This is a genomic window from Gilliamella sp. B3367 (genome assembly GCF_026536825.1).
GTDB classification, from domain to species: domain Bacteria; phylum Pseudomonadota; class Gammaproteobacteria; order Enterobacterales; family Orbaceae; genus Gilliamella; species Gilliamella apicola_E.
This window is the reverse complement of the sequence record NZ_JAFNNJ010000005.1, coordinates 37,208-63,853: the sequence shown is the minus strand read 5'-3', so window position 1 is coordinate 63,853 and position 26,646 is coordinate 37,208. Positions and strand designations below refer to the sequence as shown.

Annotated in this window: 26 protein-coding genes and 2 tRNA genes; 20 read left to right on the top strand and 8 right to left on the bottom strand. The window is 35.7% G+C overall.

The annotated features are described in order from the left end of the window. Positions 1-297: 297 nt before the first annotated feature. The 13 genes from J3U23_RS08530 to asd all read left to right on the top strand — a co-directional run bounded on the left by J3U23_RS08530 (position 298) and on the right by asd (position 11,881). Positions 298-1,587, top strand: a complete 1,290-nt coding sequence (locus tag J3U23_RS08530; protein ID WP_267339015.1) for a serine dehydratase subunit alpha family protein — start codon at positions 298-300, stop codon at positions 1,585-1,587. A 124-nt stretch (positions 1,588-1,711) separates the two neighbouring features. Next, a tRNA-His gene (locus J3U23_RS08525) sits at positions 1,712-1,787 on the top strand. Positions 1,788-1,812: 25 nt separating this feature from the next. Next, a tRNA-Pro gene (locus J3U23_RS08520) sits at positions 1,813-1,889 on the top strand. 319 nt (positions 1,890-2,208) lie between these two features. After that, positions 2,209-2,931 carry a GntR family transcriptional regulator gene (locus J3U23_RS08515; protein WP_267330806.1) on the top strand — a complete coding sequence of 241 codons (723 nt, stop codon included), beginning with the start codon at positions 2,209-2,211 and terminating at the stop codon, positions 2,929-2,931. Then, positions 2,928-3,611 carry a GntR family transcriptional regulator gene (locus J3U23_RS08510; protein WP_065562745.1) on the top strand — a complete coding sequence of 228 codons (684 nt, stop codon included), beginning with the start codon at positions 2,928-2,930 and terminating at the stop codon, positions 3,609-3,611. The genes J3U23_RS08515 and J3U23_RS08510 overlap by 4 nt, the downstream gene beginning before the upstream one ends. A gap of 11 nt (positions 3,612-3,622) precedes the next feature. Continuing rightward, positions 3,623-4,090 (top strand): PTS sugar transporter subunit IIB, encoded by a 468-nt coding sequence (locus J3U23_RS08505; RefSeq protein ID WP_065562744.1) that lies wholly within the window; start codon positions 3,623-3,625, stop codon positions 4,088-4,090. A gap of 14 nt (positions 4,091-4,104) precedes the next feature. Further along, positions 4,105-4,935, top strand: a complete 831-nt coding sequence (locus J3U23_RS08500) for a PTS mannose/fructose/sorbose/N-acetylgalactosamine transporter subunit IIC (protein ID WP_220225430.1) — start codon at positions 4,105-4,107, stop codon at positions 4,933-4,935. Further along, the gene (locus tag J3U23_RS08495) at positions 4,916-5,740 is read left to right on the top strand and encodes a PTS system mannose/fructose/sorbose family transporter subunit IID (RefSeq protein ID WP_065562742.1); all 825 of its coding nucleotides are present in this window, start codon (positions 4,916-4,918) and stop codon (positions 5,738-5,740) included. Before J3U23_RS08500 ends, J3U23_RS08495 begins: the two co-directional genes overlap by 20 nt. A 10-nt stretch (positions 5,741-5,750) precedes the next feature. Then, positions 5,751-6,836, top strand: a complete 1,086-nt coding sequence (locus tag J3U23_RS08490; RefSeq protein WP_267339014.1) for an SIS domain-containing protein — start codon at positions 5,751-5,753, stop codon at positions 6,834-6,836. After that, positions 6,833-7,831, top strand: a complete 999-nt coding sequence (locus J3U23_RS08485) for an SIS domain-containing protein (protein WP_065562740.1) — start codon at positions 6,833-6,835, stop codon at positions 7,829-7,831. Before J3U23_RS08490 ends, J3U23_RS08485 begins: the two co-directional genes overlap by 4 nt. Before the next feature lie 11 nt (positions 7,832-7,842). Then, on the top strand, positions 7,843-8,274 hold the full coding sequence (locus tag J3U23_RS08480; RefSeq protein ID WP_065733663.1) for a PTS sugar transporter subunit IIA: 432 nt from the start codon (positions 7,843-7,845) through the stop codon (positions 8,272-8,274). Positions 8,275-8,420: 146 nt separating this feature from the next. Next, positions 8,421-10,502, top strand: a complete 2,082-nt coding sequence (locus J3U23_RS08475; protein WP_267339013.1) for a prolyl oligopeptidase family serine peptidase — start codon at positions 8,421-8,423, stop codon at positions 10,500-10,502. 275 nt (positions 10,503-10,777) lie between these two features. Next, on the top strand, positions 10,778-11,881 hold the full coding sequence (gene asd, locus J3U23_RS08470) for an aspartate-semialdehyde dehydrogenase (RefSeq protein WP_267339012.1): 1,104 nt from the start codon (positions 10,778-10,780) through the stop codon (positions 11,879-11,881). A 45-nt stretch (positions 11,882-11,926) separates the two neighbouring features. On the opposite strand, the gene J3U23_RS08465 is transcribed toward asd, so the two are convergent. Genes J3U23_RS08465 through nagB form a run of 3 tightly spaced genes read right to left on the bottom strand, consistent with a single transcriptional unit; the run spans position 11,927 to position 15,156 of the window. Continuing rightward, a complete protein-coding gene (locus J3U23_RS08465) occupies positions 11,927-13,159 on the bottom strand; it encodes an ROK family protein (RefSeq protein ID WP_267330803.1) in 1,233 nt (410 codons plus the stop codon). A 36-nt stretch (positions 13,160-13,195) separates the two neighbouring features. Further along, positions 13,196-14,338, bottom strand: a complete 1,143-nt coding sequence (nagA, locus tag J3U23_RS08460; RefSeq protein ID WP_220225425.1) for an N-acetylglucosamine-6-phosphate deacetylase — start codon at positions 14,336-14,338, stop codon at positions 13,196-13,198. Positions 14,339-14,349: 11 nt separating this feature from the next. Next, entirely contained in the window at positions 14,350-15,156 is an 807-nt protein-coding gene (nagB, locus tag J3U23_RS08455) for a glucosamine-6-phosphate deaminase (protein ID WP_065562734.1), read from the bottom strand. A gap of 249 nt (positions 15,157-15,405) precedes the next feature. Here nagB and nagE point away from each other — a divergent pair, with 249 nt between their 5' ends. After that, positions 15,406-16,875: an N-acetylglucosamine-specific PTS transporter subunit IIBC gene (gene nagE, locus J3U23_RS08450; protein ID WP_267330801.1), complete on the top strand. Its 1,470-nt coding sequence runs from the start codon at positions 15,406-15,408 to the stop codon at positions 16,873-16,875. 145 nt (positions 16,876-17,020) lie between these two features. Here nagE and tusC read toward each other — a convergent pair whose 3' ends face one another. From tusC to fkpA, 3 genes are read right to left on the bottom strand one after another with little or no spacing between them, the layout of a single operon-like run. Continuing rightward, positions 17,021-17,374, bottom strand: a complete 354-nt coding sequence (tusC, locus tag J3U23_RS08445) for a sulfurtransferase complex subunit TusC (protein WP_065562732.1) — start codon at positions 17,372-17,374, stop codon at positions 17,021-17,023. A gap of 13 nt (positions 17,375-17,387) precedes the next feature. Then, positions 17,388-17,753 carry a sulfurtransferase complex subunit TusD gene (tusD, locus tag J3U23_RS08440; RefSeq protein WP_267339011.1) on the bottom strand — a complete coding sequence of 122 codons (366 nt, stop codon included), beginning with the start codon at positions 17,751-17,753 and terminating at the stop codon, positions 17,388-17,390. Positions 17,754-17,757: 4 nt separating this feature from the next. After that, positions 17,758-18,771, bottom strand: coding sequence for an FKBP-type peptidyl-prolyl cis-trans isomerase (gene fkpA, locus J3U23_RS08435; RefSeq protein WP_267339010.1), 1,014 nt, complete (start codon positions 18,769-18,771; stop codon positions 17,758-17,760). A 442-nt stretch (positions 18,772-19,213) separates the two neighbouring features. Here fkpA and fabZ point away from each other — a divergent pair, with 442 nt between their 5' ends. The 4 genes from fabZ to rnhB are packed head-to-tail and all read left to right on the top strand — an operon-like array spanning position 19,214 to position 22,218. Continuing rightward, a complete protein-coding gene (fabZ, locus tag J3U23_RS08430) occupies positions 19,214-19,660 on the top strand; it encodes a 3-hydroxyacyl-ACP dehydratase FabZ (protein ID WP_034882348.1) in 447 nt (148 codons plus the stop codon). A 40-nt stretch (positions 19,661-19,700) separates the two neighbouring features. Next, on the top strand, positions 19,701-20,480 hold the full coding sequence (gene lpxA, locus J3U23_RS08425; protein ID WP_065562729.1) for an acyl-ACP--UDP-N-acetylglucosamine O-acyltransferase: 780 nt from the start codon (positions 19,701-19,703) through the stop codon (positions 20,478-20,480). Next, on the top strand, positions 20,480-21,634 hold the full coding sequence (lpxB, locus tag J3U23_RS08420; protein ID WP_267339009.1) for a lipid-A-disaccharide synthase: 1,155 nt from the start codon (positions 20,480-20,482) through the stop codon (positions 21,632-21,634). Before lpxA ends, lpxB begins: the two co-directional genes overlap by 1 nt. Further along, positions 21,628-22,218: a ribonuclease HII gene (gene rnhB, locus J3U23_RS08415; RefSeq protein WP_065733672.1), complete on the top strand. Its 591-nt coding sequence runs from the start codon at positions 21,628-21,630 to the stop codon at positions 22,216-22,218. The genes lpxB and rnhB overlap by 7 nt, the downstream gene beginning before the upstream one ends. On the opposite strand, the gene J3U23_RS08410 is transcribed toward rnhB, so the two are convergent. Continuing rightward, positions 22,215-22,823 (bottom strand): YiiX family permuted papain-like enzyme, encoded by a 609-nt coding sequence (locus J3U23_RS08410; RefSeq protein ID WP_267339007.1) that lies wholly within the window; start codon positions 22,821-22,823, stop codon positions 22,215-22,217. The two genes, rnhB and J3U23_RS08410, sit on opposite strands and share 4 nt — an antisense overlap. 100 nt (positions 22,824-22,923) lie before the next feature. Continuing rightward, positions 22,924-24,213, bottom strand: coding sequence for an NAD(P)/FAD-dependent oxidoreductase (locus J3U23_RS08405; protein WP_267339006.1), 1,290 nt, complete (start codon positions 24,211-24,213; stop codon positions 22,924-22,926). A 336-nt stretch (positions 24,214-24,549) separates the two neighbouring features. Between J3U23_RS08405 and J3U23_RS08400 the strand changes: the two genes are divergently transcribed. After that, the gene (locus tag J3U23_RS08400; RefSeq protein ID WP_065562724.1) at positions 24,550-25,521 is read left to right on the top strand and encodes an HlyD family secretion protein; all 972 of its coding nucleotides are present in this window, start codon (positions 24,550-24,552) and stop codon (positions 25,519-25,521) included. Further along, positions 25,503-26,642: an ABC transporter permease gene (locus J3U23_RS08395; protein WP_065562723.1), complete on the top strand. Its 1,140-nt coding sequence runs from the start codon at positions 25,503-25,505 to the stop codon at positions 26,640-26,642. Before J3U23_RS08400 ends, J3U23_RS08395 begins: the two co-directional genes overlap by 19 nt. Positions 26,643-26,646 lie beyond the last annotated feature (4 nt).

Here is a 26,646-nt window from a genome sequence, read left to right as displayed (position 1 = left end):
AATATTACATATTTTGAACTATTCCTGATTAATTTATTTACTATGCAACTAAGTATAGAAATTTAGATTTACTCTATTTTCATAGTATATATTTCAATCAAAAAACGATTGAATAAGGAACTGTTAGTAGTGATGTAATTTATTAATAAAAGCTATGTTTCATTAATATTTTTTAACTAACTTGTTATGTAATATGTGAGCAGTACATTCAGTTTTCAAGTTAAATAGAATAAAATAGTCACATTATTTATAAATTGAACGTTTCACTATTTATTGTTAGCTATATGGAGATAATAAATGAAACTAACTTGGCAACAATTAATTAAATTGGTGAAACACGAAGTTTTACCGGCTCTTGGTTGTACAGAGCCTATCTCGCTTGCTTTGGCTGCTGCAGTTGCAGCTAAATATATTGATAAAAATAATATTAATCGTATTGAGGCTTTTGTTTCGCCAAATTTAATGAAAAACGGCATGGGCGTTACTGTTCCAGGTACCGGTATGGTTGGATTACCTATTGCCGCAGCAATAGGGGCAATAGGTGGCGATGCTCAAGCTGGCCTTGAAGTATTAAAAAATATTAAACCAAAACAAATTACTCAGGCTAAAACACTAATTAGTGAACATAAAGTTAATGTACAAATTGCTGATAATAATACTGCTATTTATTCTGAAGCCAATATTTATACGAATACCGATCATGTTAGGGTATGCATCGAAAACTCACATACTAACGTAATTCTGATCGAAAAAAATGGTGAAACTATTTTAAAAGCAGATAAAAAAACGCAAAGTGAATCTAAACAAGAGTCGATCATAAATCATATGTCAGTCAAACAGATATATGAGTTTGCAACGCAAGCTAATTTTGATGATATCGAATTTATTTTACATTCGGCAGAATTAAACAATGCTTTATCACAAGAAGGATTAAGGCGAGAATATGGTTTAAGTATTGCTGCAACATTGTATGAACAAACAAAAACAGGATTGTTAGCAGATGACTTGCTGTCCAAAGTGATGATTCGCACCGCAGCAGCATCTGATGCACGAATGGGTGGTGCGACTTTACCTGCAATGAGTAACTCCGGATCGGGTAATCAGGGGATAACAGCAACTATGCCGGTAGTTGTTGTCGCCGATTATTTAAATGCGACGCCAGAGCAATTAGCTAGAGCATTAATTTTATCTCATACTATTGCGATCTATATACATAGCAAATTCCCACCTTTATCAGCACTTTGTGCAGCATCAACGGCTGCAATGGGCGTTGCTGCTGGTATGGCATGGTTGCTTGGAAAAGAGCAATATGAGCCAGTAGATATGGCAATATGCAATATGGTTGGTGATTTGTCTGGAATAATATGTGATGGTGCATCAAATAGTTGTGCAATGAAAGTGTCAACATCGGTTTCATCTGGATTTAAAGCTGTATTGATGGCTTTAAATCGGATTCGAGTAACCGGTAATGAAGGCATTGTTTGTGATAGTGTTGAAACGACCATTAATAATCTAGGGGCGATTGCAAGTAATAGTATGAAAGCATTGGATACTCAGATAATTGATATTATGTCACATAAAGTCTAATGTTATCCCTGATGGTAAAAGAATAGACTTTAAGCGCTTTTAATATAACCAATTAGCATTATTTTTAAAAAATATACTGGACAATATTATTTTTTATGCGTAATATTTCGTCCTACTTCATATGGTGGCTATAGCTCAGTTGGTAGAGCCCTGGATTGTGATTCCAGTTGTCGTGGGTTCGAATCCCATTAGCCACCCCATTTATGCAAAGTATGAAACATCTAACGGCGAGTAGCGCAGCTTGGTAGCGCAACTGGTTTGGGACCAGTGGGTCGGAGGTTCGAATCCTCTCTCGCCGACCAATTTTATATAAAAAAGCCTGCTCAATGAGTAGGCTTTTTTATTATCCGCTTTATCGCTTGTATTCTCAGCAATAGCATATAAACAGTTGCTTTATAGTGTTTATTTAACGCATTATCTGCTGCTATTTTACCCCACTGTCAACCCTAATTAATATTCATTTAATTGATTTTATTAAATTTCTCATAAAATTTGTGATCTCCCTTACACTTTTGGTACTTAAAATTGACAACATGTATTTTTTTATCTATTTTTTGAGCTATATTATGTGATTTAAGATATATCTGTGAATTAAAAAAGCCCAGTAATGGAGAGTGATCTTTGGAATACCGAGATATTGCGTCTAAAACCGATGTAGAAGAACAAATAAGAGCAAATCCTAAAATTATTACGGAAAAATCGACTGAGCGAGGACTTGCGGAATTTTTTAAGGTAAGCCGAACAACTGTCAGGAAAGCCTTGCATGATTTAGCTATGGAAAGTTATATGTTTCAAACAGATAACTACAGCCCGGAACACAATGTTTTTGAAATCAATATGCTAAAAATGTCTTCGTTTAGTGAAGAGATCCAAAAAGAAGAAAATGTTCAAATTGAAATAAAAGTATTGTCCAATCAAATTATAAAGATGCCTGCACAATTGCGTACCTTTTTCGGATCTAACCAGCAACTAATTAGAATTATCAGACAACGTCTCTTGGGGAAAATACCGCTTTCTTATGAAATCAATTATCTCCCTTCAGAAAAATTTACCGATTTAGAAAAACAGGACTTAAATAACATTTCGCTCTATGAATACCTTAAAGAGCATTATCATTTTACACCAAGCCATGGACGGGAAGAGATCACCTACGAAGCGGCGACCGAAGATAAAGCAGAGTATTTAGCTATTGCCGAAGGAACACCTATCTATAAAGTATCAAGTTATAGTTACGATAATAATTTTCAACCATTTGAATATACTGAACAATATTTGATTGGTAACCGATTTCGGTATCACTTATCGGCCAAAAATATCTTCAATTATGAGGAAAAACATAAATGAAGCTATTTGAAAAAATTGCCGCTCAATTACTCGAGCAGATAAATACCGGACGATATGGCGTTGGTGCTGAGTTACCACCCGAAGGGCAATTGCAAAAAGATTATAATGTAAGTCGAACAACTGTTCGTAAAGCAATAGATCGATTAGTTGATCAAAATATGGTGGTTAGGAAAAAAGGAGTTGGTCTGTTTGTTGCGCCAACGCTCTCGACCCAAAATATTTTAGAGATGACAGGTATCATAAAACCATACATCTACCCCAATCACAAAAAAGTAATCAAAGAAGCTTACTTAAGACAAGCAGGTGCATATTACAGTCAATTACTAAAAATAAAACCGGCTGAACTGATCTATTACATTAGCTTCCTTGAAGTGGCAAAAAACAGTATTACGAAAGAGATTTTTGTCCTGCCATTAAATAACTTTCCCGATTTTCAAATTTCAATTATCAAAGTGTTATCTGCGCTCGAAATCATCAATTCAGGCAAGAAAAAAGTCGATAAATTAGAACAAGATTTGCAACTGATTGTGGCCAACTCCGAGCTCGCTAAACAACTTCGAATCCAGATTAACGACCCATTATTTAAAATTTCTAATCACTATTTTGATACTAATAGCGAACCGATTGCTCTCGAGTATAAGTTTGCTAGTAATACCAAATATGTGGTCGATTTCACTTAGGAGGTACACCAATGATTAAATTGTTACGCGTTGATCATCGCTTATTGCATGGTCAAGTTGTTGTTTCATGGTTCGAAAGTATGGATGCAAACACGATTTTAGTTGCTAATGATGTTGTAGCCAACGACGAACTACGTAAATCTGCGATTCGTTTGGCGAAGCCAGAGCATGCAAAATTAGTGATGAAATCAATTGATGACAGTATTGAGGCGATAAACTCAGGCGCAACTGATAAATATCAAATGCTGATAGTCGTTGAATCAGTAGCAGATGCTGAAAAATTAATCCGTGGCACGCAAGGCAAAATAACCAGCCTTAATTTAGGTGGTACTAAACCACGTGAAGGCACAAAAAACTACTCTAAAACCATCAATTTAACCGATCTTGAAGCAGATTTACTGACCAAATTGCAACAAGACGGTATTGATATCTACATTCAGCAAATTCCAAGTGAATCAAAGCAGAAATTTGAGAAATAGTTGAGAGGTACAAAATGAGTATCGAATTAACCGCATTACTGTTAGCTTTGATTGCGATGTTAGCAAATGGTGAATACTTTTTAGGTTCATCAATGTTATCCAGACCGTTAGTGACTTGTACCTTAGCTGGTTTAGTCATGGGTGATATCACACAAGGCATTATAATTGGGGCAACGTTAGAATTAGCGTTTGTCGGATCGTTTTCAATCGGTGCATCCATTCCACCGGAAATAATTTCCGGCAGTGTTTTAGGTACCGCTTTTGCCATTGGCGCAGGGAAAAGTACCGAAATCGCCTTAGCACTGGGCATTCCAATTGCATCACTGGTTTTATTAGTCAAAAATTTATGTTTTCTTTTTATTCTTCCTTACTTTGTTCACAAAGCCGATAAATACGCCAGCGAAGGCAACGGCAAAGGTATGGATCGAATGAACATACTCGGTGGTTTCTTTTCAATCAATCTGCCAATTGGTTTAGTGGTTGGATTCTCCTACTTATTCGGTAGTTCAGCGGTCAATGGCTTATTAGAAATGATTCCTCGCTTTATTATCGATGGTTTAGGTATTGCCACCGGCTTATTACCGGCGTTCGGTTTTGCTATGTTAATGAAAATTATGATTAAAAAAACCAATGTCACCTTTTTTGTTCTTGGTTTTGCTTTAGCCGTTTATATGAAAGTGCCTGTTACTGGCGTGGCCATTTTTGGTGCCTGCCTAGCACTTATTTTGACCGGTTACTCCTCATTTAATGGAAAAAAAGGCGTAACAGAGCAAGACAGTCAGAAGCTAACAACTGGCAACGTTTTAGGTGCACAGGAGATCGATTATGAAAACGAAGAATTCTAAATTAATAACCAATAAAGAATTAACCCGAACTTTTTGGCGCTCTTTCACCGCTGAATGGTCATGGAATTATGAACGGCAAATGAACTTAGGCTATGCCTATGCCATGCGCCCGGCTTTAGATAAAATTTATAGTGATAATCAAGTTGACCTTACCGATGCCTATCAACGCCACTTAGAATTTTATAATGTTACCCCTTGGCTAATTACTTTCCCTTTAGGCATCTGTATTGCGATGGAAGAACAAAATGCCACCGATAGTGAGTTTGATAAAAGTTCGATTAATGATGTCAAAATTGCGTTAATGGGACCGTTAAGTGGTTTAGGTGACTCTTTCTTCTGGGGGACATTACGTGTTATTGCCACCGGCATTGGCACCTCTTTAGCGCTGGAAGGCAATATTTTAGGTCCATTGTTATTCCTGCTTATCTTTAATGTGCCGGCGATTTTAGCACGATATTTTGGCTTATTAATTGGCTATAACATTGGTGCTTCCTTTATTGAAAAAGTGCAAAAAACGGGCTTAATGGATAAATTGTCCTATGGTGCTTCAGTACTCGGGCTCTGTGTGGTCGGGGCAATGGTTGCCACCATGGTGACACTCAATATGCCATTGAAAATAGGTACCGGTGATGATTCGGCATCCTTACAAGATATTTTTGACGGCATTGTGCCACAGATCCTACCGTTACTCTTTACGCTATTTATGTTTGTATTGGTGAGAAAAGGCGTTAAAGCACATTGGATTCTTCTACTCATTGCCGCCATTGGTATTTTCGGTGCCTGGACTGGGTTATTAGGAAGTTGAGGAATTAACAATGAAAAGTATTGCTGATTATGTCGCATTAGAGCCGAAATATTATCAAGCTGTTTTAGATAATTATCAGACTTTATTTGCCGATCATATCGATTTAAGTCAAATAAAACAGCTTAATGCCATTGTCATTTTTGCCACTGGCTCCAGTGCTAATGCTGCTTATGGTGCAAGACCAATAATGAGCGAACTGTTGAAGATTCCTGTCTATATTGAAGATCCTTCAATGGCGGCTAATTACCTGCACTATAACGATCCAAATACACTCTATTTTGCCATTTCACAAGGTGGAGAGAGTTATTCAACCATTCATTTAGTTAAGGAATTTATTCACCATAACAAGACGATATATAGCCTGACCAGCAATCCACAAAGTCCTTTGTATCAAGTTAGCAATCACGTTTTATCTATGGGGATGCCGATTGAAGAAATGCCTTATGTCAGTGCCGGTTATAGTATCACTATTTTAGATTTGATCTTAATTAGCCTCATTATTGGACAAAAAACCGAAACCATTAATCAAGCCAAATTTGATGACTATATGAATCAGATTAAAACGATTACCCAATTATTACCACAAGTCATTGAGCGTTCACAAGCTTGGGTTAATCGCCTTGAAGATCAATATACTCTAGCTCAACGGGTAATATTGATCGGTTACGGTGCTACCTACGGGGTTGCAAGGGAAGGAGAAACTAAATTTACCGAAACCGTACGCAACACTGCGTTGGGTAAAGAGCTCGAAGAGTATATGCATGGCCCTTATCTGGGTTTGCATAGCGATGATCAAATCATTTTTATTGAACCGCAAGGAAGACTGGCGCAAAGAGCCGATTCCTTAAAACAATTCTTAAATCAGTATGTGAAAAATGTTGTAACAATTTATGCATATCAACAAGGCAACCGAACACAAAATGACTTATGTCTAGGTATCAGTTGTGATGAGCGATTAACTTCGCTGTTTATGACAATTCCTATTCACTTACTTAGCTATCAAGTATCACAGTTAAAAGGTCACAATCTGGAAAAATCAACATATCCGGAATTTGATGAAATTACTAAATCTAAAATTAAGAGGATTATAGCATGAGAAAATACGATGAAAAAAAAGAACTCGACAGCATGAATGGCGCATTAGCACTTCGTCCACAAATCAATGAATTTATCGATAAAATTCACTCCCGTGGTTACAGTAATGTGTGCTGGTTAGGTATTGGCGGAACTTACGCTTCATCGATGCAAGCAGTTGTCCATATGAAAGAAAAATCAGCCATTGAAACCTTTATTCAACATGCAGCGGAATATCTGGTGACCGGCAATAAGCGTATAACCAAAGACACCTTAATTATCATCTCATCTGTTACAGGCTCAACCCAAGAGGTCGTTGAGGCTATTAATAAAATTCAACAAGATGTGGGGGCAACAGTTTTAGCCTTTTTAGATAAAGCCGATTCACCATTAGGTAAAATGGCGCACCATGTGATTTCTTACCCAATGAATGAGCAATTGAAATTCTTTATGGCCGCTGATCGCTTAATGTATTTGGCCGGCGAATACCCTGACTATGATGAATTTTATCAACAAATGGATCAACATTTTGCTAAAAATATCGTCGAAGTGGCGAAAAAAGCTGATGCATTCGGGCAAGAAGTCGCATTGAAACATCATAACGATGCTATGCACTATTTTGTCGGCGCTGGCAACCAATGGGGTGCAACTTATTCTCATGCGATGTGCTACTGGGAAGAGCAACACTGGCTACGTTCAAAATCGATCGAGTCTGCTGAATTTTTCCATGGCACATTAGAAGTGATTGACCGTGATACAGCTGTAACTGTTTATGTTGGTGAAGATAGTCAACGTCCATTAAGTGAAAGAGTGGCGAAATTCTTACCACAAATTTGTGGTAACTACACCATTATTGATACCAAAGACTATCCATTACCGGGTATATCAGAAAAATATCGTGGTCATTTATCACCGTTTGTGTTTAGAACGATAAATAACCGAATTGATGCATACGTTGAACACTTAAATCGGCACCCAATGACTATTCGTCGCTACTATCGTTGCTTGGATTATTAAGGAGAGCAACAATGGTTGCGGTATTAATCAGTACTCATGGACCTACTGCTCAAAGTCTGATCGTAAGTGCCGAGATGATTTGTGGTAAACAAACCTTATGTGAAGCAGTGCCCTTTTTAATGGGGCAATCGTTAGATGAGTTTCAACAGCAGATTGAAAATCATTTAGCAAGCTTTGCTCAACAAGGTGAGGCAATATTGTGTTTGGTGGATTTAAAAGGCGGAACGCCTTTTAACACACTAACCAGATTAATGGCCAATTATCCAAATCTAGAAATTGTTACTGGGGTGAATATACCCATGTTATTGGCAACATTTATGCTAAGAACACAAATGGCGCTAGATGATTTACTATCAGAACTAATGCAAACAGCTCAACAAAGTATTGAGCACTATAATATGGTGTCAATGACGTCATCAATAATAGAAGATGAAGAGTTTTAATCTGGTCAGATATATAATCAATTAATTTAACTTTAATAAGGCAAATATATTTTTAACTCAAATAAAATTATATTTGCTTTTATTCATTACTAGTTATACCTTTTTATTTAAGCCTTGAATTATATAGAATTAATAGGTAGGTAAATTTGACAATATTTAAAGAGAAAACATTTATCATAATATTGATTCTCTTGTTAAGTAGTATTTGTTGCTGTTGTACAACTAATAATGAATTAACGTTAAAAAAAATCGAAGCGAACGATAAATACCGTTGGATGGAAAATCAGCCACAGTTAATCAGTAATTGGTTATTATCTGAGTCTGAACGAACCGTCAACATACTAGATGCATTACCATGGTCAAAAACTGTCAGTAAACGATTTAATCAATTAACTGATTTTGGTTCTGAACCTAGAATTTCTGATATTCAATATGTAGGCGATAATTGTTTTTATTTCAAACAAACAGCAGATTATCCGTATAATCGCCTTTTTGTTAGAGATCGCTACAATAATGAAAAATTGTTGATAGATCCTCCTATTGGCTATGGTATATATGATTTTTATCCGTCACGTGATGGGCAATATATTGCTTATAGCATTTATGAAAATGGTGCTGAGATATCATCAATAAAAATTATCAATGTAAAAACTAAATCACATCTTAATGATCATATAACAGGCATATCGGATCCAAGCATTATTTGGTCAAATGATAATTTATCTTTTTTTTATAAAAGAAATGATAAATATCAACAAAATAGCCCAAAATCGGGCACAGAAGAGTTATATTTCCACCATCTAAATACTAAGACAAAAGATGATGTCTTAATCTTTAGTAAAAATCAAATAACTGGTTATGACCCCGTTACCGATCAAAATATAGCCTTATCTTTTTCTAGTAATTGGGCTATTGCGTCTATCTCATCTTCTATATCTGGTTATAGTATCGATTTATACCTTACACATTATGATAATCTCAATAATACTAAAGTTCATTGGCAAAAAATCATCGATAGAAAACAAAAAGTTACCAATTTTATTCTAAAAGATGATTGGTTATATTTAGCTAAATACAATGCGTTGTCTGGTTATACTATTTCGCGCGTGAATTTGAATAAAAATAGCCAATTAGAAGAAAAAATTATGGAATGGCAAAATGGAGATTTGCTCCAATTTGCAGCAAGCAAAGATGCTATTTACTTAGCTTATCATGAGTCAGAAACACCCAAGTTTGTTGCTATTCCTTTTACTGACCCTCATTATGTTAAATCGATTTCTCTTACAAATAGTCAAGAAATAACAGCCATTTTTAGTGATACTGATCGCAAAGAAATATTATTTACTGCTCAAAATTGGACTGTTCCTCCGAAAATATTTACCTATAACCCCGATAATGGATCAATTCAAGATTCAAAAATGATTAATCCCAGTGCTTTTTCGTTTGCAAACTATGAGGCTGAACAACAATGGGTAAAATCAAACGATGGAACACTTGTTCCTATGACGATTATTCATCCTAAAGGGATCAAATATGATGGTACTGCTCCTACATGGTTAACTACCTATGGTGCATATGGTGTAAGTCAGCGCGCTTTTTTTGATGCTACACGTTTAATTTGGCTTGAAAGAGGTGGAATAATTGCAATTGCTCACGTTCGAGGAGGTGGAGAATTAGGCGAAGATTGGCATATTGGCGGTAGCTTAGCTAATAAACAAAACTCAGTTGATGACTTTATAACATGCGCACAATATTTAATTAATCATAATATTACTCAACCATCTAAGCTAGTTATCAGCGGTGAGAGTGCAGGTGGTATTATAATTGGAATGGCATTAGCTAAACATCCTGAACTTTTTGCTGCGGCATCTATTAATGTGGGTATGTTAAATATGAGTCGATTAGATAAAATCGCCATTGGTAAAGCAAACTTTGCTGAGTTTGGCTCGCCATTAAACTCAAAACAGTTAAAGGATTTATCTAAAATAGATGCTTATTTAAATTTAAAAGATTATGTTACGTATCCACCGGTTATGATTTCGGTAGGTTTGAAAGATGAACGTGTAGCACCATGGCAAAGTGCTAAATTTATCGCTCGTCTTAATGAGATAAACCATACCCAAAAACAGCAGGTATTAGTTGTAGCAGATCAATATGAAGGGCATTTTTTTGATAATTTTCTAAATACAGTCGAGTTTTTTATTTGGAAAACCATGCCAACACCATAATTAAAAAATAGTTAATATTAGAGTTAATATTATTTATGACAATCCTCATCATCAAATAAGTCATTTGGGTGTACTTATCATCGTGAAAAATTATCTGGAAAAGGAATATCAATAAAAACTAGCCAGCAATTTAAATAACGATAGTTTTATATAATTCGCTATTATCTTTTAATACTCTTAAAAAATAATTCTTATCTCACTTGTTTTATGGTGATATTTTGTTTTAATAGTCAATAAAGATTTCTTTATATAACATCTATCGTTGGAAATAAAATATGAAAAATGTTGGTTTTGTTGGTTGGCGTGGAATGGTTGGTTCCGTCCTTATGCAACGTATGGTTGAAGAGCATGATTTTGATTATATCAATCCTGTGTTCTTTTCTACTTCTCAAGCTGGTCAAGCTGCCCCTACCTTTGGTGGTAAAACAGGAACATTACAAAGTGCCGATAATATTGATGCTCTGAAAGCATTAGATATTATAGTGACTTGCCAAGGTGGTGATTATACTTCTGAAATTTATAAAAAATTGCGTGCAACTGGCTGGCAAGGTTACTGGATTGATGCGGCATCAACATTGAGAATGGAAGATGAAGCAATCATTGTTCTTGATCCAGTCAATAAAGCTAATATTCATGCAGCTTTAGATAGAGGTATCAAAACCTTTGTTGGTGGTAACTGTACTGTAAGTTTAATGTTAATGTCGCTTGGTGGATTGTTTGCTGAAAACTTAGTTGATTGGGTATCAGTATCAACTTATCAAGCTGCTTCAGGTGGCGGTGCGCGTCATATGCGTGAATTGCTTACCCAAATGGGCATGTTAAACGCCGAAGTAGCTAAAGAGCTACAAGATCCTAATTCTTCGATCTTAGATATTGAACGGAAAGTGACGCAAAAAATGCGTGTTGGTAGTTTACCAACAGATAATTTTGGTGTGCCATTAGCGGGTAGTTTAATCCCTTGGATTGATAAAGCTCTTGATAATGGTCAAAGTAAAGAAGAATGGAAAGGCCAGGCTGAAACGAATAAGATTTTAGGTACTAGCCAAATTATTCCTGTTGATGGACTTTGCGTGCGTATTGGTGCATTACGTTGCCATAGTCAATCATTTACCATCAAACTCAAAAAAGACATCAGTGTGCCAGAAGTTGAAAAATTACTTGCTGCACATAATGATTGGGTTAAAGTTATACCTAACGATCGTGATTTATCAATGCGTGAGCTGACTCCAGCAGCTGTTACTGGTACATTAACTACGCCAGTAGGACGTTTACGTAAACTTAATATGGGTAAAGACTATTTATCAGCCTTTACTGTTGGCGACCAGTTATTATGGGGAGCTGCCGAACCATTAAGAAGAATGCTTCGTATCTTAGCTTAATCAAAAAAAGCCCGGTAGCCGGGCTTTTTTTCTGATATACGCACATTATAATGTAATGTTGTTTTCTAACAATGTCATTAATAATGAACCATTAAATAACGCTTGTTGTATCAATGCAAATGCACCAATTGCTGAACGGTCATTAAGCGATGAACAATTGATAGTAAGATTTTTTCTCAACTCTTCTAAACTTTGTGCGTTTAACGCGCTGTTTACCGCATTTAACAACACTTCTGATGATTTAGTTAATTCACCCGCTAACACAATTCGTTGTGGATTAAAAATATTCACCATCATAGCAACAGCACGACCAAGATTTTCACCAGCATCTTTGACTAACTTAATTGCCAGCTCATCGCCTTGATTAGCATATTTACAAATAGTGGAAATATTACAGTTATCTAAACTTAATTTAGTTGGATAACCTTGCTCAATCATCTGTTTAGCTCGAAACTCGATTGCTTTATTAACTACACGATTTTCCAAACAGCCAAAATTTCCACAATGGCAACGCTCTCCTAACGCATCGATTTGGATGTGTCCAACTTCACAAGCACTTTGATTATGGTTTGTTAATAGTTGCTGATTGACAATTACACCCGATCCCACACCGCGATGTACACGAATCAAAATTGAGTCATCAACATCTTGAGTTGAGCCAAAATAACTTTCGGCTAAAGCTAAACTTTGAATATCATTGCCAATAAAAATCGAAATGTTAAATTTATTACGAAGAGCATCAGCTAGAGGCCAAGCTTTAACTTGAATATGAGGTGTATAACGAATAATCCCGCGAACAGAGTCAATCAAACCTGGTAATACCACTGATATAGCAACAAGATGTTTTATTTTTTTGCTATTTTGCTCTATGAACTGTTCAATTAATGCAATTAAATATTCTTCAGCTGATTCTTGGGTAAACGAGGTTAATGGATAAACTTCAGATACTAAACAGTTAGCACCAAGGTCATATAGTTCAATGGTAACATGGGAACGACTTAATTGAATGGCAATAGTCTGATAGTAACCAAATTTTGCTTGTATTGACACAGCCGGACGCCCACCAGTTGATTGCTGTGCATCAACTTCTTTGATTAAATTTTTTTTAATAAGTTGGCGAGTAATTTTGGTTATACTGGCTGGTGCTAATTGACTAATTTCGGCGAGTTGTATCCGTGAAACTGGGGCTTGCTGAACAATCAAACGGTAAATCATAGCGTAATTTAATTGTTTGATTAGCTCAGCATTGCCAACTAGGTGTAGATAATTAAAGGTCATATTTTATCTCAATATTTTCATTAACTATCTAACATTCTAGCGGGTCATTACTCCATTAACAACCGTTTTCACGTTTGAAAAATCACGATTAAAAATAACTAAGTTCGCAATTTTACTTTCACTAATTGTACCAAGTTGTTTATCAACACCAATTGCTTTTGCAGGATAAAGCGTTGCCATTCTTAGAGCTTCATCTAAAGCAATACCAACATATTCAACTGCATTTTTAACTGCTTCAATCATAGTTAATGCTGAACCACCTAAAGTGCCATTTTCATCAACACAACGGCCATCTTTATAATAGATAGTTTTATCAGCAAATACGCCAGAGGTTAGATTAGACCCTGCTAATAACATAGCATCGGTAATCAAGATTAAATGATCTTGTTTAATTTTATGACTATTACGAATATTAGCCCAACTTACGTGTTGACCATCAGCAATAATACCGACATAAACTTCGGGTTCATCATAAATTGCGCCAACAACACCGGGCTCTCGTCCAGTGATATAAGGCATTGCATTAAATAGATGCGTTCCTAAACGGATACCAGCATTAAAACCACGACGACAATCTTCATAATGACCGTTAGAATGACCGACAGAAACATGAATACCAGCATCAGCTAATTGCTTAATATAGTGAGATTCAACTTTTTCTGGGGCTAACGTAATGATTTTTATGACATCAGCATTTTCACAAAGAAAGTCGATCATTTTTTGTGAAGGTTGGCGGATGTAATTTACATTATGAATACCCTTCTTTTCTGGATTAATGTAAGGGCCTTCAAGATGCAAACCTAATGCCTGATTTGGATGTTTAGCCAAATACTCACGCATAACGTTTACTGCTTTAATCATAAATTCATCAGTTGATGTGATTAAAGTTGGTAAATAGCTTGTACAACCATAAACTAGGTTAGTTTTTTGCATTTTTTCTAATGTCTCAACACTTAACGCATCGAGGGTCTCATTAAATTGTACACCACCACAACCATTGACTTGAATATCAATAAGACCCGGTGCAACAATGGCACTTTGTAAATCTTCAGTAGTGATATTAGCTGGTAGTTCTTCTTGTTTACAAACTTTGGCAATCTTATCGCCGTCAATAATAACGGCGTGATTTTCAAGAATTTCATAACCAGTGTAAATACGACAATTTGTTAATGCGTACATTGAGTTATCCTTTATAAAACGGTCACTTTAAGGTTATCAGCTTCCATTTGTTTAAAATATTTTAGTGTTTTCACTTTAAGATCATCAGTACTTGGCTCATCACAAACAATAATTGATGCTGGATGCATTTGTAATGCGGTAACTGTCCATAAATGATTAACGCATCCTTCAACACCGGCTTGTAACGCTAAACTTTTGTTGTGTCCACAAACTAATAAGATCACTTCCTGTGCATCCATTAATGTTGCAACACCGATCGTTAACGCATGTTTTGGAACTTGTTTGATATCATTATCAAAGAAGCGTGAGTTAGCGATAATTGTGTCTTCAGTCAAAGTTTTAATTCGAGTTCTTGAACAAAGTGAAGAACCTGGTTCGTTAAATGCAATATGTCCATCTTGACCAACACCGCCAACGAAAATATTGATTTTACCGTAAGATTTAATCTTTTCTTCATATTCGCGGCATTCTTGATCGATATCTGGTGCATTACCATTTAATATATGGATATTGTTTTTATCAATATCAATATGGTTGAAGAAATTTTCATACATGAAAGTGTGATAACTTTGAGGGTGATCTTCTGGAAGACCGACATACTCATCCATATTAAAGGTAACAACGTGTTTAAAACTGACTTTACCTGCTTGATATTGTTTGATGAGTTGTTGATACATAACTAGCGGAGAACTACCTGTAGGTAAACCTAATAAAAACGGACGTTCCGCTGTCGGTTTAAATTGATTAATTTTGTTAACAATGCGCTGTGCTACCCAAGCGCCGACTTCTTGCGCATTTACTAAAGGAATAAGTCTCATAAGATACAGCCTCTTCTGATATAATTAAATAAAATCTTTTTTTTTAACGTAAAATATGTTGAGCATATTCTACTATATTAAACTAATTAATCAAAAATAAATCGTGATATAAATCACAAAAAGCAAACATTTAATTTGCGAAGTAAAATAATATAATGTGAAATATAGTTGACTTACTTACATTTACTTAAAGATGTGAAATTTCATTATTTTTTAAGTAACCCAAAATAATAATATGAGGTAAAACTTATGGGAATTTTAGCTTATTTACAACGCATTGGGCGCTCGTTGATGGTGCCTGTGGCAGTATTACCTGCTGCTGCAATTCTTCTTGGTGTTGGTTATTGGATTGATCCTGTTGGTTGGGGAGCAAATAGCAGAGTCGCCGCTTTTTTAATTAAATCTGGTGGGGCCATTATCGATAATATGGCTATACTGTTTGCTATTGGTATCGCATACGGTATGTCTAAAGATAAAGATGGTGCTGCGGCGTTGAGTGGATTGGTTGGTTTTTTGGTTATAACAACTTTATTATCTACAGATACAGTAGCATTATTAACTTCTACACCAAAAGCTGAAGTTTCAAAGGCTTTTGATAAAATCCATCAAAACCAATTCATCGGTATTTTAGTTGGAATAATTTCTGCTGAAATATATAACCGCTTTAGTAATATTGAGTTACATAAGGCATTTGCTTTCTTTAGTGGAAGGCGTCTGGTACCAATTATTGTTTCATTTGTAATGTTATTTGTTTCTTTTGGAATGCTTTATGTTTGGCCACATATTTATGAATTTTTAGTCACATTTGGTAAAGAAATTAAAGGACAAGGTGCAATTGGAGCGGGTATTTATGGGTTCTTTAACCGTTTGTTGATTCCGGTTGGTTTGCATCATGCACTTAATTCTGTATTTTGGTTTAATGTTGCTGAAATTAACGATATCCCTAATTTCTTAGCAGGACAAAATGCAATTGATAGTGGTAAAGCGATTGTTGGTATTACTGGTCGTTATCAAGCTGGTTTCTTCCCAATTATGATGTTTGGTTTACCAGGTGCTGCTTTAGCGATGTATCATACAGCGAAAGAAGGTAATAAAGACAAAACAGCTTCCATTATGTTAGCCGCTTCTTTTGCTGCCTTCTTTACAGGTATTACTGAACCATTAGAATTTGCCTTCATGTTTGTGGCTCCAGTGCTTTATGTTATCCATGCAATTTTAACGGGTATCTCTTTGTTTATTGCAGCAACATTGCAATGGATATCTGGATTTGCCTTTAGTGCTGGTTTACTCGATATGTTACTTTCAAGCCGCAATCCTTTAGCTGTACATTGGTATATGCTTATTCTTCAAGGTGTCGTATTTTTCTTTGTATATTATATTGTGTTCCGTTTTGTTATTGTTAAATTCAATCTTAAAACACCGGGACGTGAAGACGATGTGACCGATACTTCAGCTGAAGAGAACGTACCAACTGTAGGTGATACTTCTAAGCTTGCTGAACAATATTTAGTTATCGTTGGTGGTAAAGAAAATCTAACTAATATTGATGCTTGTATCACACGTTTACGTTTGAATGTTCATGATTCAGATTTGGTTGATGAACAAGCAGCTAAAGCACTTGGTGCAATGGCAGTGATAAAACTAGGTAAAACAGGCGTTCAAATTGTTGTTGGTCAACAAGCTGAGAAGATTGCCGATAAAATGAAAAAATTAGTTTAATATCAATTTTATTAAATAAGTTTTATCAATATTCTCCTCGTGGTAGTAATGATAAAAGCCACGAGGATTTTTATTATCTTTGGCAAGCATAGATTTTGTTTATAGAATTATAAAAAAAGTTGAGGAGCGGGGTTTTTGAAGCTAATTAAAAGCGTAAAATAGTGTCTTGATCCGCAAGTAACTGATGAAACTGGGTAATTTCGATTTGTTGGTTAGGAATGTTGAGGGCAATCTGGCTTAAATTCCGCTCATCTAAAGCTGTTTTACAAACATAAACATCTTCAATGTCATAAAGTTCTAACATATTAAAGGTTGCTATGTAATCTCGCATTAAAATCTCTTCTGGATGTTGATTAGGTAACAGATGAAAAACACCATCGCCCATAAAAAAGACAGAAATATGATTAAATGTTGATAAGGCTAAAGCGGTATCCAATGCTTCTCGGCCTTTTGCATTGCCGTGTGGTGGAGTACTAATAATAATTGCTACATTTTTCATCTAATCTACCTTTTTAAAATTGTAGAACTCGATCAGAACTTGCTACTGCCTCACTCAATTCACCAAGGCCGGTTAGTTCAAAATGTTCAGCAAGGTTTTCTATACTAATTCCCCTTCTTTGTGCTGCTGCTACGCAAACCTTAAGCTTTAAAGCATTTTGTTTTGCTAAGTCTTGCCATGCTTTGACGAGATCAAATTCATCATTGGCCGGATCAGTAAAATGATTAGCGTTATAGACACCGTCAGCATAAAAAAAGATGCTATTGATTGAATGATTTGTATTTGAAGATAATGTTTGAGCAAATTGATAAGCACAATAAGCAGATTGGGTCCCATAAGCGGGACCCATAATAACCAGCGTATAACTTAATGGTTTCATCAAATTAGTTTGGTGCTTGTACTGGCCGAGCAGTTGGAATAGCTTCTTCGGTGTTATCTTTATCAATACCAAGCAATTCAACTTCAAAAACTAAAGTTGACGCAGGAGTAATATTGGCATTGTCACCTTGGCTTGGCAAGCTTTTATCTTCATAAGCTAATTCTGGTGGGACAACTAATTTAATTCTACCGCCAACACCAATGAGTTGAATTCCTTCAGTCCAACCTTTGATTACACCGTCAAGTGGGAAGGTTGCTGGCTCGTTTCGGTCATAAGAACTATCGAATTTACGACCATCAGTTAAGGTACCAACATAGTGAACGATAACAGTATCTTTGGCAGTTGGGTGAGCTCCAGTACCTTTTTGAATAACTTTATATAATAAACCTGATTTAGTTTTTATTACTCCAGGCTCTTTGGCAAATGCTTCACGGAATTTTTCACCCGCTGCGGTATTTTCAGTTTTTTGCTTTTCAAATCGCGCTTGGCTTTCTTCTTGGATACGTTTACCGAAAGCTTCTAGAATTGTGTTCACTTCTTCTTGATTAAGTTGTGAATCACCTTTCATGGTTTCATTAAATCCGCTGATTAGATATTCTTGGTCTGCTTTTACTTCATTTTGTTCTAAGTTTGATTTTAGGTAGTTAGCAAATGAAGAACCTAGTGCATAAGACTCTTTTTGGGCTTCAGTGGTAATTTTTATTTTATTGTTCAAAGAATCAGCTTTTTCAGTTGAAGTTGAAACTGTGTTTTCAGCTTTATCATCGGTTTTAGCAGGCTCGGCTTTATTTTCTGCTGGTGCAGGCTCTGCTTTATTTTCTGCTGGTGTAGGCTCTGCTTTATTTTCTGCTTGCGCAGGTTCTGCTTTATTTTCTGCTGGTGCAGGTGCTGTTTCGGTAGCATTTGTCGTTGTAGTAGCAGGTGTTTTGTTTTCTTCGGTAGTTTTTTTATCATCACAACCTGCAAGTGCTAATACGATAGCACTACTTATCAATGTCATTTTAATAAATGATTTCATTTCACTCTCCAAGTTAAAAGATCTTTTAGCTAAATATTCACGGTATTATATATGATCTATTATATGATAATATAGTTTTTACGTATCTTTTATCTAATTAATTTATATAAAATTAGCTTTATTTGTTATTGAAAACTGTAAAAACACACAGGAAAATCACTACAGCCTGTAAGTGTTAATAAGATAGTACTGCTTATTAATGTCAATTTAATAAATGAGTTCAATTCACTCTCTAAGCTAAACGACCTTTTAGTTAAATATCAATCGTATTATATGATCTACTATAAGACAAAATATTTTTTAAGCATCTTTTATATAAAATTAGGTTTATTTGTTATTGAAAACTGTAAAAATACACTGAAAAATCACTCCTTGAGTGAAAGTGGTATCCTCAGTTATAATAGATCCAATTTATAGTAAATATTGTATAAGGATAGCTATTTTGACTACCGAACTTAATACCCTTGATATTGAAGAAATCATAAGTTTACTGCCTCATCGTTACCCATTTTTAATGGTTGATCGCGTACTTAGTTATGAAAAAGGCAAAACATTAAAGGCCATTAAAAATGTTACTTTTAATGAACCATTCTTCCAAGGTCACTTTCCAAATAAACCGATTTTCCCTGGTGTATTAATTTTAGAAGCGATGGCGCAAGCGACTGGAATTTTAGCTTTTAAAAGTATTGAAGAGTTATCGCCAGGACAGCTTTATTATTTTGCTTCAATCGATAAAGCGCGTTTTAAACGTCCTGTAGTACCAGGTGACCAAATCGTACTTGATGTTGAATATATTAAAGAGCGTCGTGGTATTGCATTGTTCCATGGTGTTGCAACAGTTGATGGTAAACTGGTTTGTGAAGCCGAAATGATGTGTGCTCGTAAATAATATTGATTTTGAAATATCCCAAATGTATTAAGGAATTGCTATGGCAACGGAAATACACCCAAGTTCAGTAATAGAAAAGGGGGCAAAGATTGGTGATAACGTCAAAATCGGGCCTTTTTGTTATATTGGTGAACATGTTGAAATTGGTGATGGCACTTTTTTAAAATCACATGTTGTCGTTAATGGCCACACCAAAATTGGTCAAAATAATCAAATCTATCAATTTGCTTCAATCGGTGAAGTTAACCAAGATCTAAAATATCGTGGAGAACCAACTCGCACTGAAATTGGTGATCGTAATATGATTCGTGAAAGTGTGACGATTCATCGTGGCACTGTTCAAGGAGGGGAGTTAACGCGTATTGGTAGTGATAATTTATTCATGATTAATGCACACGTTGCTCATGATTGTATTATTGGTAATAATTGTATTTTAGCGAATAATGCAACGCTTGGCGGTCATGTGCAATTAGACAATCATGTTATTATTGGTGGTATGACAGCTGTACATCAATTTTGTGTTATCGGATCTCACGTAATGGTTGGTGGTTGTTCTGGTGTTGCCCAAGATGTTCCTCCTTATGTTATTGCACAAGGCAATCATGCAACACCACATGGCGTTAACTATGAAGGATTGAAACGTAGAGGTTTTAGTAAAGAAGCACTACAAGCTATTCGTAATACTTACAAAATTCTTTATCGAAATGGGTTAACCCTTGACGATGCCAAAGTTGAAATTGAATCGTTAGCTAAACAGTACCCTGAAGTTCAACTGTTTACTGACTTTTTTGCTCGTTCGACTCGTGGCATTATTCGTTAATGACTGATAAAGCTTTAACTGTAGCACTTGTCGCTGGTGAAACATCTGGTGACATTTTAGGTGCAGGTTTAATTCGTTCTCTCAAAAAACACCATCCAAATATTCAATTTGTTGGAATTGCTGGACCACAAATGCAAGCTGAAGGCTGTAAAGCTTGGTATGAAATGGAAGAGCTGTCTGTGATGGGCATTGTCGAGGTATTAGGTCGATTACGTCGTATTTTAGCTATTCGTCGAGATATCACTAAACGTCTTATTGAACTAAAACCTGATATATTTATTGGTATTGATGCGCCTGATTTTAATCTTTCATTAGAAGGTAAACTCAAACAAGCTGGTATTAAAACTATTCATTATGTGAGCCCATCAGTCTGGGCTTGGAAACAAAAGCGCGTGTTTAAGATTAAACGAAATACTAATCTTATCTTAGCTTTTCTTCCTTTTGAAAAAGCCTTTTACGATAAATTTGATGTTCCTTGTCGTTTTATTGGTCATAAAATGGCTGATGACATTCCTTTAGAACCAGATCAAACCGCAATGCGTCAACAATTAGGTATCCCGCTTGATTGCCAATGCTTAGCACTTTTACCTGGCAGCCGTCATGCTGAAGTGACGTTATTATCTGAGCCTTTTTTAAAGGCGGCTCAATTGCTAAGTGACAAATTTCCTGATTTACATATTGTGGTTCCTTTAGCAAATGAGAAAAGGAGACAAGAGTTTGAGCGAATTAAAGCTGAAATCGCACCACAACTTAATGTGCAGTTATTAGATGGTCATGCTCGTGAAGCAATGATTGCCAGTAATGCGGCAATTTTAGCGTCTGGAACGGTTGCTCTTGAATGTATGTTAGCTAAATGCCCAATGGTTGTCGGTTACAAAATGAAAGCTTTTACGTTTTGGTTGGCTAAAAAGTTAATCAAAACGCCTTATGTGTCGTTACCAAATATCTTAGCAGGTAAAGAAATAGTACCTGAGTTGCTACAACATGACTGTACACCAGAAAATATCGCTAATCATGTTCTTCCTTTTTTAGAAAGTGATAATATCGAATTAAAAGCGACATTTTTAGCTTTGCATAAACAAATTCGTTGTAATGCAGATGAACAAGCAGCACAAGCTGTACTTGATGTATTAGAGGATACCCCTTGTTGTTAGAATTTACCTACCCTGATGCCACTTTAATTGCTGGAGTTGATGAAGTTGGACGAGGCCCTCTGTGTGGTGATGTTGTTACTGCTGCTGTGATTTTAGATCCAAATAAACCGATAGAGGGATTAACCGATTCTAAAAAGCTGACAGAAAAAAAACGTGAAGCTTTATTTGATATTATCAAGCAAAATGCATTAGCGTGGAGTGTTGCAAGAGCATCAGTCGATGAGATTGATAAGCTTAATATTCTTCATGCCACTATGCTGGCTATGCAACGGGCGGTGTCTGGCTTAAAAATCAAACCCAATTATGTTTTAGTGGATGGCAATCGTTGTCCTGAATTTGGTATTCAAACACAAGCCGTCGTTAAAGGCGATTTACTTGTTGCTGAAATTAGTGCTGCGTCGATTCTTGCGAAAGTGACTCGTGATCGTGAAATGGTTGAATTAGACAAATTGTATCCACAATACGGATTGGCAAAGCATAAAGGATATCCCACTAAAGATCACCTAATGGCTATAGAATCACACGGTATCAACCATTTGTATCGTAAGAGTTTTGCTCCAATTAAGAGATTGTTACTTATCTAATTCGACCAATGTTGATCTACCGTTATTAATAATGGTGAATTGAATATAGCGACTGGTGAAATAACGGTTTCTTGATAAGGGATCTTATCTCCATAGCGTTCAGTTAGTTTTTGTTTAACTGCTGGTGCTGACAGATTAAAATCTTTAATCTTTTGTAATTGTCCAATTTTCAAGTTAAGAGCTTTATTATAAATTTTCCAAACTAGTTCTGAGCAATAAATATACTTATCATCCCAGCCAAACCAAATATCGTAAGGCTTATTTTCAAATGAATGAGCAACTCGTTTTAAATTAGCAATTTCTTTTTGTGATAAAGCGTGATCTTTTAGGCGTTTAATTATATATTTTCTGTTTTTTCCTCGATTTACCCATTTATCAAACGGTGTATAGACCACTTTAGATGCTGCTTCAAAGACATAAGGTTTTCCATTTTTAATAAAAATTATTCCCATGTGACTATAAGGTGACTTGGTTGCTAGCTCAATCGCCTTGCTTTGGTTTGATTGAGAAGATTGGAAAATAATATCGCCATCAAGTGGTTGATAATCTGCTGTGGCCGCTGTGTAAGTAGCGAAGAGTAATGTAATAATTAAAATAAAACGCATAATTTTATAATTAAAAAAAAATCAAGGTAATATTATAAAATTATTAGCTAAAATAGCTACTTAAATAAATTTTAAGTAGCTTTTAGGCGTGTTTCAGTCATTAATCCCGATTACTGAAAATAGATGTCGATTTTGTTTTGTACATAACTTTACTGGCACGAGCAAAACGAATCGTTTTGAAAATACCTAACAAGCTAGCTTGATGCATTCGATACAACAATCGATGAATAATTAGCGCAAACCATCCCTTTACACCCATTTCACTTTTTCCTGCTATTTTAACCACACCTTGCGCGGTATCATGTAAAGAAATGATTGTGCCATTATCGGTATACTTAAACGATTTTAATGGTGTATTATCGAGCATGTTGATAATGTTCTCGTAACAAATTTTTGCCATTTGATGTGCGGCTTGAGCAGTAGGTGGTGAAGCATGACCATTGTCTTGCATAGCGTAAGCACAATCGCCGATAACAAAAATATTGTCATCACGAGAGGTTTGCAATGTTGGTTTTACCACCAATTGATTTGAACGACTTGACTCTAACCCAGCAATTTCTTTCAAATAATCAGGTGCTTTTACACCCGCAGTCCAGATCATAATATCGGCTTTGATAGTATCACCTTCTTTTGGATAAAATCCATCACTTTCAGCCTTAGTAATCATGGTCTTGGTTAATACATGGATACCTTGTTTTTCAAGTGTTTTAGTAATACTTGCCGCTGTCTTTTCTGGGAGGGCTGGTAAAATACGATCTGTTGCTTCAATAACCGATACATCTAGAAGATCGGAACACATCTTATTACGACCGCAGGCACCAAAGGCTTGCACCATATGTGGTAGTTCAGAAGCTAATTCAACACCGGTTGCACCACCACCAACGATAGCAATCCGAATTTTGTCTTCATCCGTGCTTTGATCATTATCGATGATTGAACAAAAACTGGTAAATTTATTAATTAAGGTTTCTCGCAAGCGAATCGCTGCATTTTGATCGTCTAAGAAGATACAGTGTTCTTTAACACCAGGTGTACCAAAATCGTTAGAAGTACTACCAATGGCAATCACTAAAATGTCATAATCAATAGCGACTGATTCATCTTGATGATTGATAATCGTGATTTGTTTTTGGTCCCGATTAAGGTCAGTAAAGGTACCTTGGATAAATTCAAAATTATGCTGTTGTCCTTGAGATGCATAATAAATATTATCAACTTGCTCATCAAGTACACCCGTTGCTACTTCATGTAATAATGGTTTCCATAAATGATAACTGTTTTTATCAATTAAGGTAATTTGAGCTTTGTCCGTTTTGCCTAACTTATCACCTAGGTCAGTAGCGAGCTCTAAACCGCCGGCACCACCACCAATAATAATTATTTTTTGCATATTTCAAGCCTTATTATTTCAATTGTAAAATATCATACTAAATAAGTAGGTTTTTATCTATTTCTTTTGACTGATAACATTTATAAATGAAATCTATTAAAATGGAGGTTTACAATTATTGAAATTTATTTAAGGGTGAAATAGAATATCAATCAATATAGTTGTAAATAATCCCGTTTAGCCTTATTTGGGCATAGAAATATAGCTTAGATTGTTTAAATAAAGCGTTATATCGTATGATATAGTAATCATTTTTGAAGTATGTTAATTCTTGATTGCATACAATTATCCTAGTTCTTTAGGCCTTATCTTACAATTGTCACTCAAAACAAATTTATGAATAAAAAAATTTTTATTGTTATTGCATTGATTGTTATTTTAATTTCAATGACGATCTTAATACGTGCTCATAGCAGCCAGCTTATTTTGCAAGGCGAAGTTGATGCACCTAATGTCAGCATATCCTCTAAAGCCAAGGGGCGAGTGCAAGTAATTCATGTCAATCGTGGCGATGATGTTAAACAAAATGATGTCTTAATTACGCTTGACAGTCCTGAGCTTTTAGCTCAAGTTAAAGCTGCTGAAGCTGGGCGAGATCAAGCAAAAGCGCAAGTTGAACTTTCTCAAAACGGTACTCGTGAAGAAAGTATTCGCTATTATGAAGCGTTATTGGAACAAGCAAAAGTTTCTTATGATAATGCTTCGAAAGAGTACAATCGTAATAAAGCCATTTCGGCAAAAGGTTTTGTTTCTCAATCAATATTAGATAATGCCCTTAAAACGCGTGATGCAGCTCATCAGCAGGTTTTGTCAGCCCAAGCCAATTTAGATCAAGCGAAAAACGGTGATCGTATTGAACAGCGTGAGATCTATAATGCTAAATTGCAAGAGGCTGAAGAGCAACTTAAACAATTACAGATTCAATATGATGATCTGCAAGTCAAGGCGCCTGTAGATGGTGAGGTTGGTTCAATCCCTGCCGAAGTAGGCGAGCTGTTTAATGCAAATAGCCCACTATTAACAGTTATTCGATTACCACAAGCTTATTTTGTGTTTAATATTCGTGAGAATATTATGCCGAATATTCACAAGGGGGACCATGTTAAGTTGGAAGTACCAGCGCTTGGCAATAAAGAAGTTGAAGCGGAAGTTCGTTTTATTTCACCAATGGGCGATTATGCAACTAAACGTGCTACTCGAGCAACGGGTGATTTCGATTTGAAAACCTTTGAAATTAGACTTTATCCAACTAAACCTGTTGAAGGCTTACGCGCAGGTATGAGTACATTATGGAAAATAGACAACTAATTTCAGATTTCTGGCATCGATTTAAAGAAGCATTTAACGATGAAATTCCTGTTATATTTAAGCGTTTTACTTTCCATTGGTTAATGTGGATTTTACCGCTGATTATTTTTGTGATCATCAGCAGTATATTTTATCGAGGTGTATTATTTGATCTTCCAGTAGGTTATGTTGATCAAGATAAAAGTACCTTATCTCGTGAAATTATTCGGGATCTTAACGCTGGCGCGCACGCAAATCTAATTAATTATGATAATCAGTTAAAAATGGCTGAACGTGATTTAGAAAAAGCTAAAATCTACGCCATTCTCTACATACCGCCTAATTTTGAAGCCGATGTATTAGCTGGTCGTCAACCAACGCCGATGCTTTATTATAATGCTTTATATTATAGTGCTGGCTTATACTCTATTATGGACTATTCCGGCCTAATTGCTTCATTAAATACGCAATATCGGACGACCATGGCAACCAGTATTGGTTTGCCCGTACCTAAGCTTTCTCAAGTTAATTTCAATTATGATGGGTTATTTAATGCCAGTGGTAACTCAATGTACTTCCAGCAATTTTCCGCGGTAGTTCATTTGTTACAATTATTTGTAGTGACCACAACAATTCATATTTTATCGCGATTACCTAAACGGACTCGGCCTAATTATCCATTTGTATTAGGTAAACTAGCTCCTTATACCATCTGGTATACCATGTTATTGATGTTTGAAATAGCTATGCTGGTTTTATTTTCTGATGCGCGCGTATCTGGTTCGCCATTTGCTATGATGCTGGTGGTATTCTTTTATGTTATTGCTGCGCAAAGTATTGGTATTTTGCTTTATACATTTACTAAAACAGTATTAGATGCATATACCTATATTGGGGTATTGGTGGGGCTTGCGTTGACCTATTCAGGAGTAGTGGTGCCTGAATTGTCGATGCCTTGGATAGCAAGATTTATTTCGTCACTTGAGCCTTTAACCTATGCACTGAATAAATTATTCGATCTCTTTTTACGACATTCCAGTTATCTATCTGTATTAAAAACATGTGGGATTTTAATGATCTATCCAATAATTATTACAGTGTTAGTTAGAAAACGTTTAGTCAAACGTTTACATTCACAGTAAGAGG

Bases quoted from the DNA above. Each gene is read 5' to 3' on its own strand.
- J3U23_RS08400 (WP_065562724.1), top strand. From the start codon at position 24,550: ATGAATAAAAAAATTTTTATTGTTATTGCATTGATTGTTATTTTAATT.
- J3U23_RS08500 (WP_220225430.1), top strand. From the start codon at position 4,105: ATGAGTATCGAATTAACCGCATTACTGTTAGCTTTGATTGCGATGTTA.
- tusC (WP_065562732.1), bottom strand. From the start codon at position 17,374: ATGAAAAATGTAGCAATTATTATTAGTACTCCACCACACGGCAATGCA.
- J3U23_RS08405 (WP_267339006.1), bottom strand. From the start codon at position 24,213: ATGCAAAAAATAATTATTATTGGTGGTGGTGCCGGCGGTTTAGAGCTC.
- lpxA (WP_065562729.1), top strand. From the start codon at position 19,701: ATGGCAACGGAAATACACCCAAGTTCAGTAATAGAAAAGGGGGCAAAG.
- nagE (WP_267330801.1), top strand. From the start codon at position 15,406: ATGGGAATTTTAGCTTATTTACAACGCATTGGGCGCTCGTTGATGGTG.
- nagB (WP_065562734.1), bottom strand. From the start codon at position 15,156: ATGAGACTTATTCCTTTAGTAAATGCGCAAGAAGTCGGCGCTTGGGTA.
- J3U23_RS08510 (WP_065562745.1), top strand. From the start codon at position 2,928: ATGAAGCTATTTGAAAAAATTGCCGCTCAATTACTCGAGCAGATAAAT.
- J3U23_RS08505 (WP_065562744.1), top strand. From the start codon at position 3,623: ATGATTAAATTGTTACGCGTTGATCATCGCTTATTGCATGGTCAAGTT.
- J3U23_RS08490 (WP_267339014.1), top strand. From the start codon at position 5,751: ATGAAAAGTATTGCTGATTATGTCGCATTAGAGCCGAAATATTATCAA.
- J3U23_RS08395 (WP_065562723.1), top strand. From the start codon at position 25,503: ATGGAAAATAGACAACTAATTTCAGATTTCTGGCATCGATTTAAAGAA.
- J3U23_RS08530 (WP_267339015.1), top strand. From the start codon at position 298: ATGAAACTAACTTGGCAACAATTAATTAAATTGGTGAAACACGAAGTT.
- J3U23_RS08485 (WP_065562740.1), top strand. From the start codon at position 6,833: ATGAGAAAATACGATGAAAAAAAAGAACTCGACAGCATGAATGGCGCA.
- J3U23_RS08480 (WP_065733663.1), top strand. From the start codon at position 7,843: ATGGTTGCGGTATTAATCAGTACTCATGGACCTACTGCTCAAAGTCTG.
- lpxB (WP_267339009.1), top strand. From the start codon at position 20,480: ATGACTGATAAAGCTTTAACTGTAGCACTTGTCGCTGGTGAAACATCT.
- asd (WP_267339012.1), top strand. From the start codon at position 10,778: ATGAAAAATGTTGGTTTTGTTGGTTGGCGTGGAATGGTTGGTTCCGTC.
- tusD (WP_267339011.1), bottom strand. From the start codon at position 17,753: ATGAAACCATTAAGTTATACGCTGGTTATTATGGGTCCCGCTTATGGG.
- J3U23_RS08410 (WP_267339007.1), bottom strand. From the start codon at position 22,823: ATGCGTTTTATTTTAATTATTACATTACTCTTCGCTACTTACACAGCG.
- J3U23_RS08465 (WP_267330803.1), bottom strand. From the start codon at position 13,159: ATGACCTTTAATTATCTACACCTAGTTGGCAATGCTGAGCTAATCAAA.
- fkpA (WP_267339010.1), bottom strand. From the start codon at position 18,771: ATGAAATCATTTATTAAAATGACATTGATAAGTAGTGCTATCGTATTA.
- J3U23_RS08495 (WP_065562742.1), top strand. From the start codon at position 4,916: ATGAAAACGAAGAATTCTAAATTAATAACCAATAAAGAATTAACCCGA.
- nagA (WP_220225425.1), bottom strand. From the start codon at position 14,338: ATGTACGCATTAACAAATTGTCGTATTTACACTGGTTATGAAATTCTT.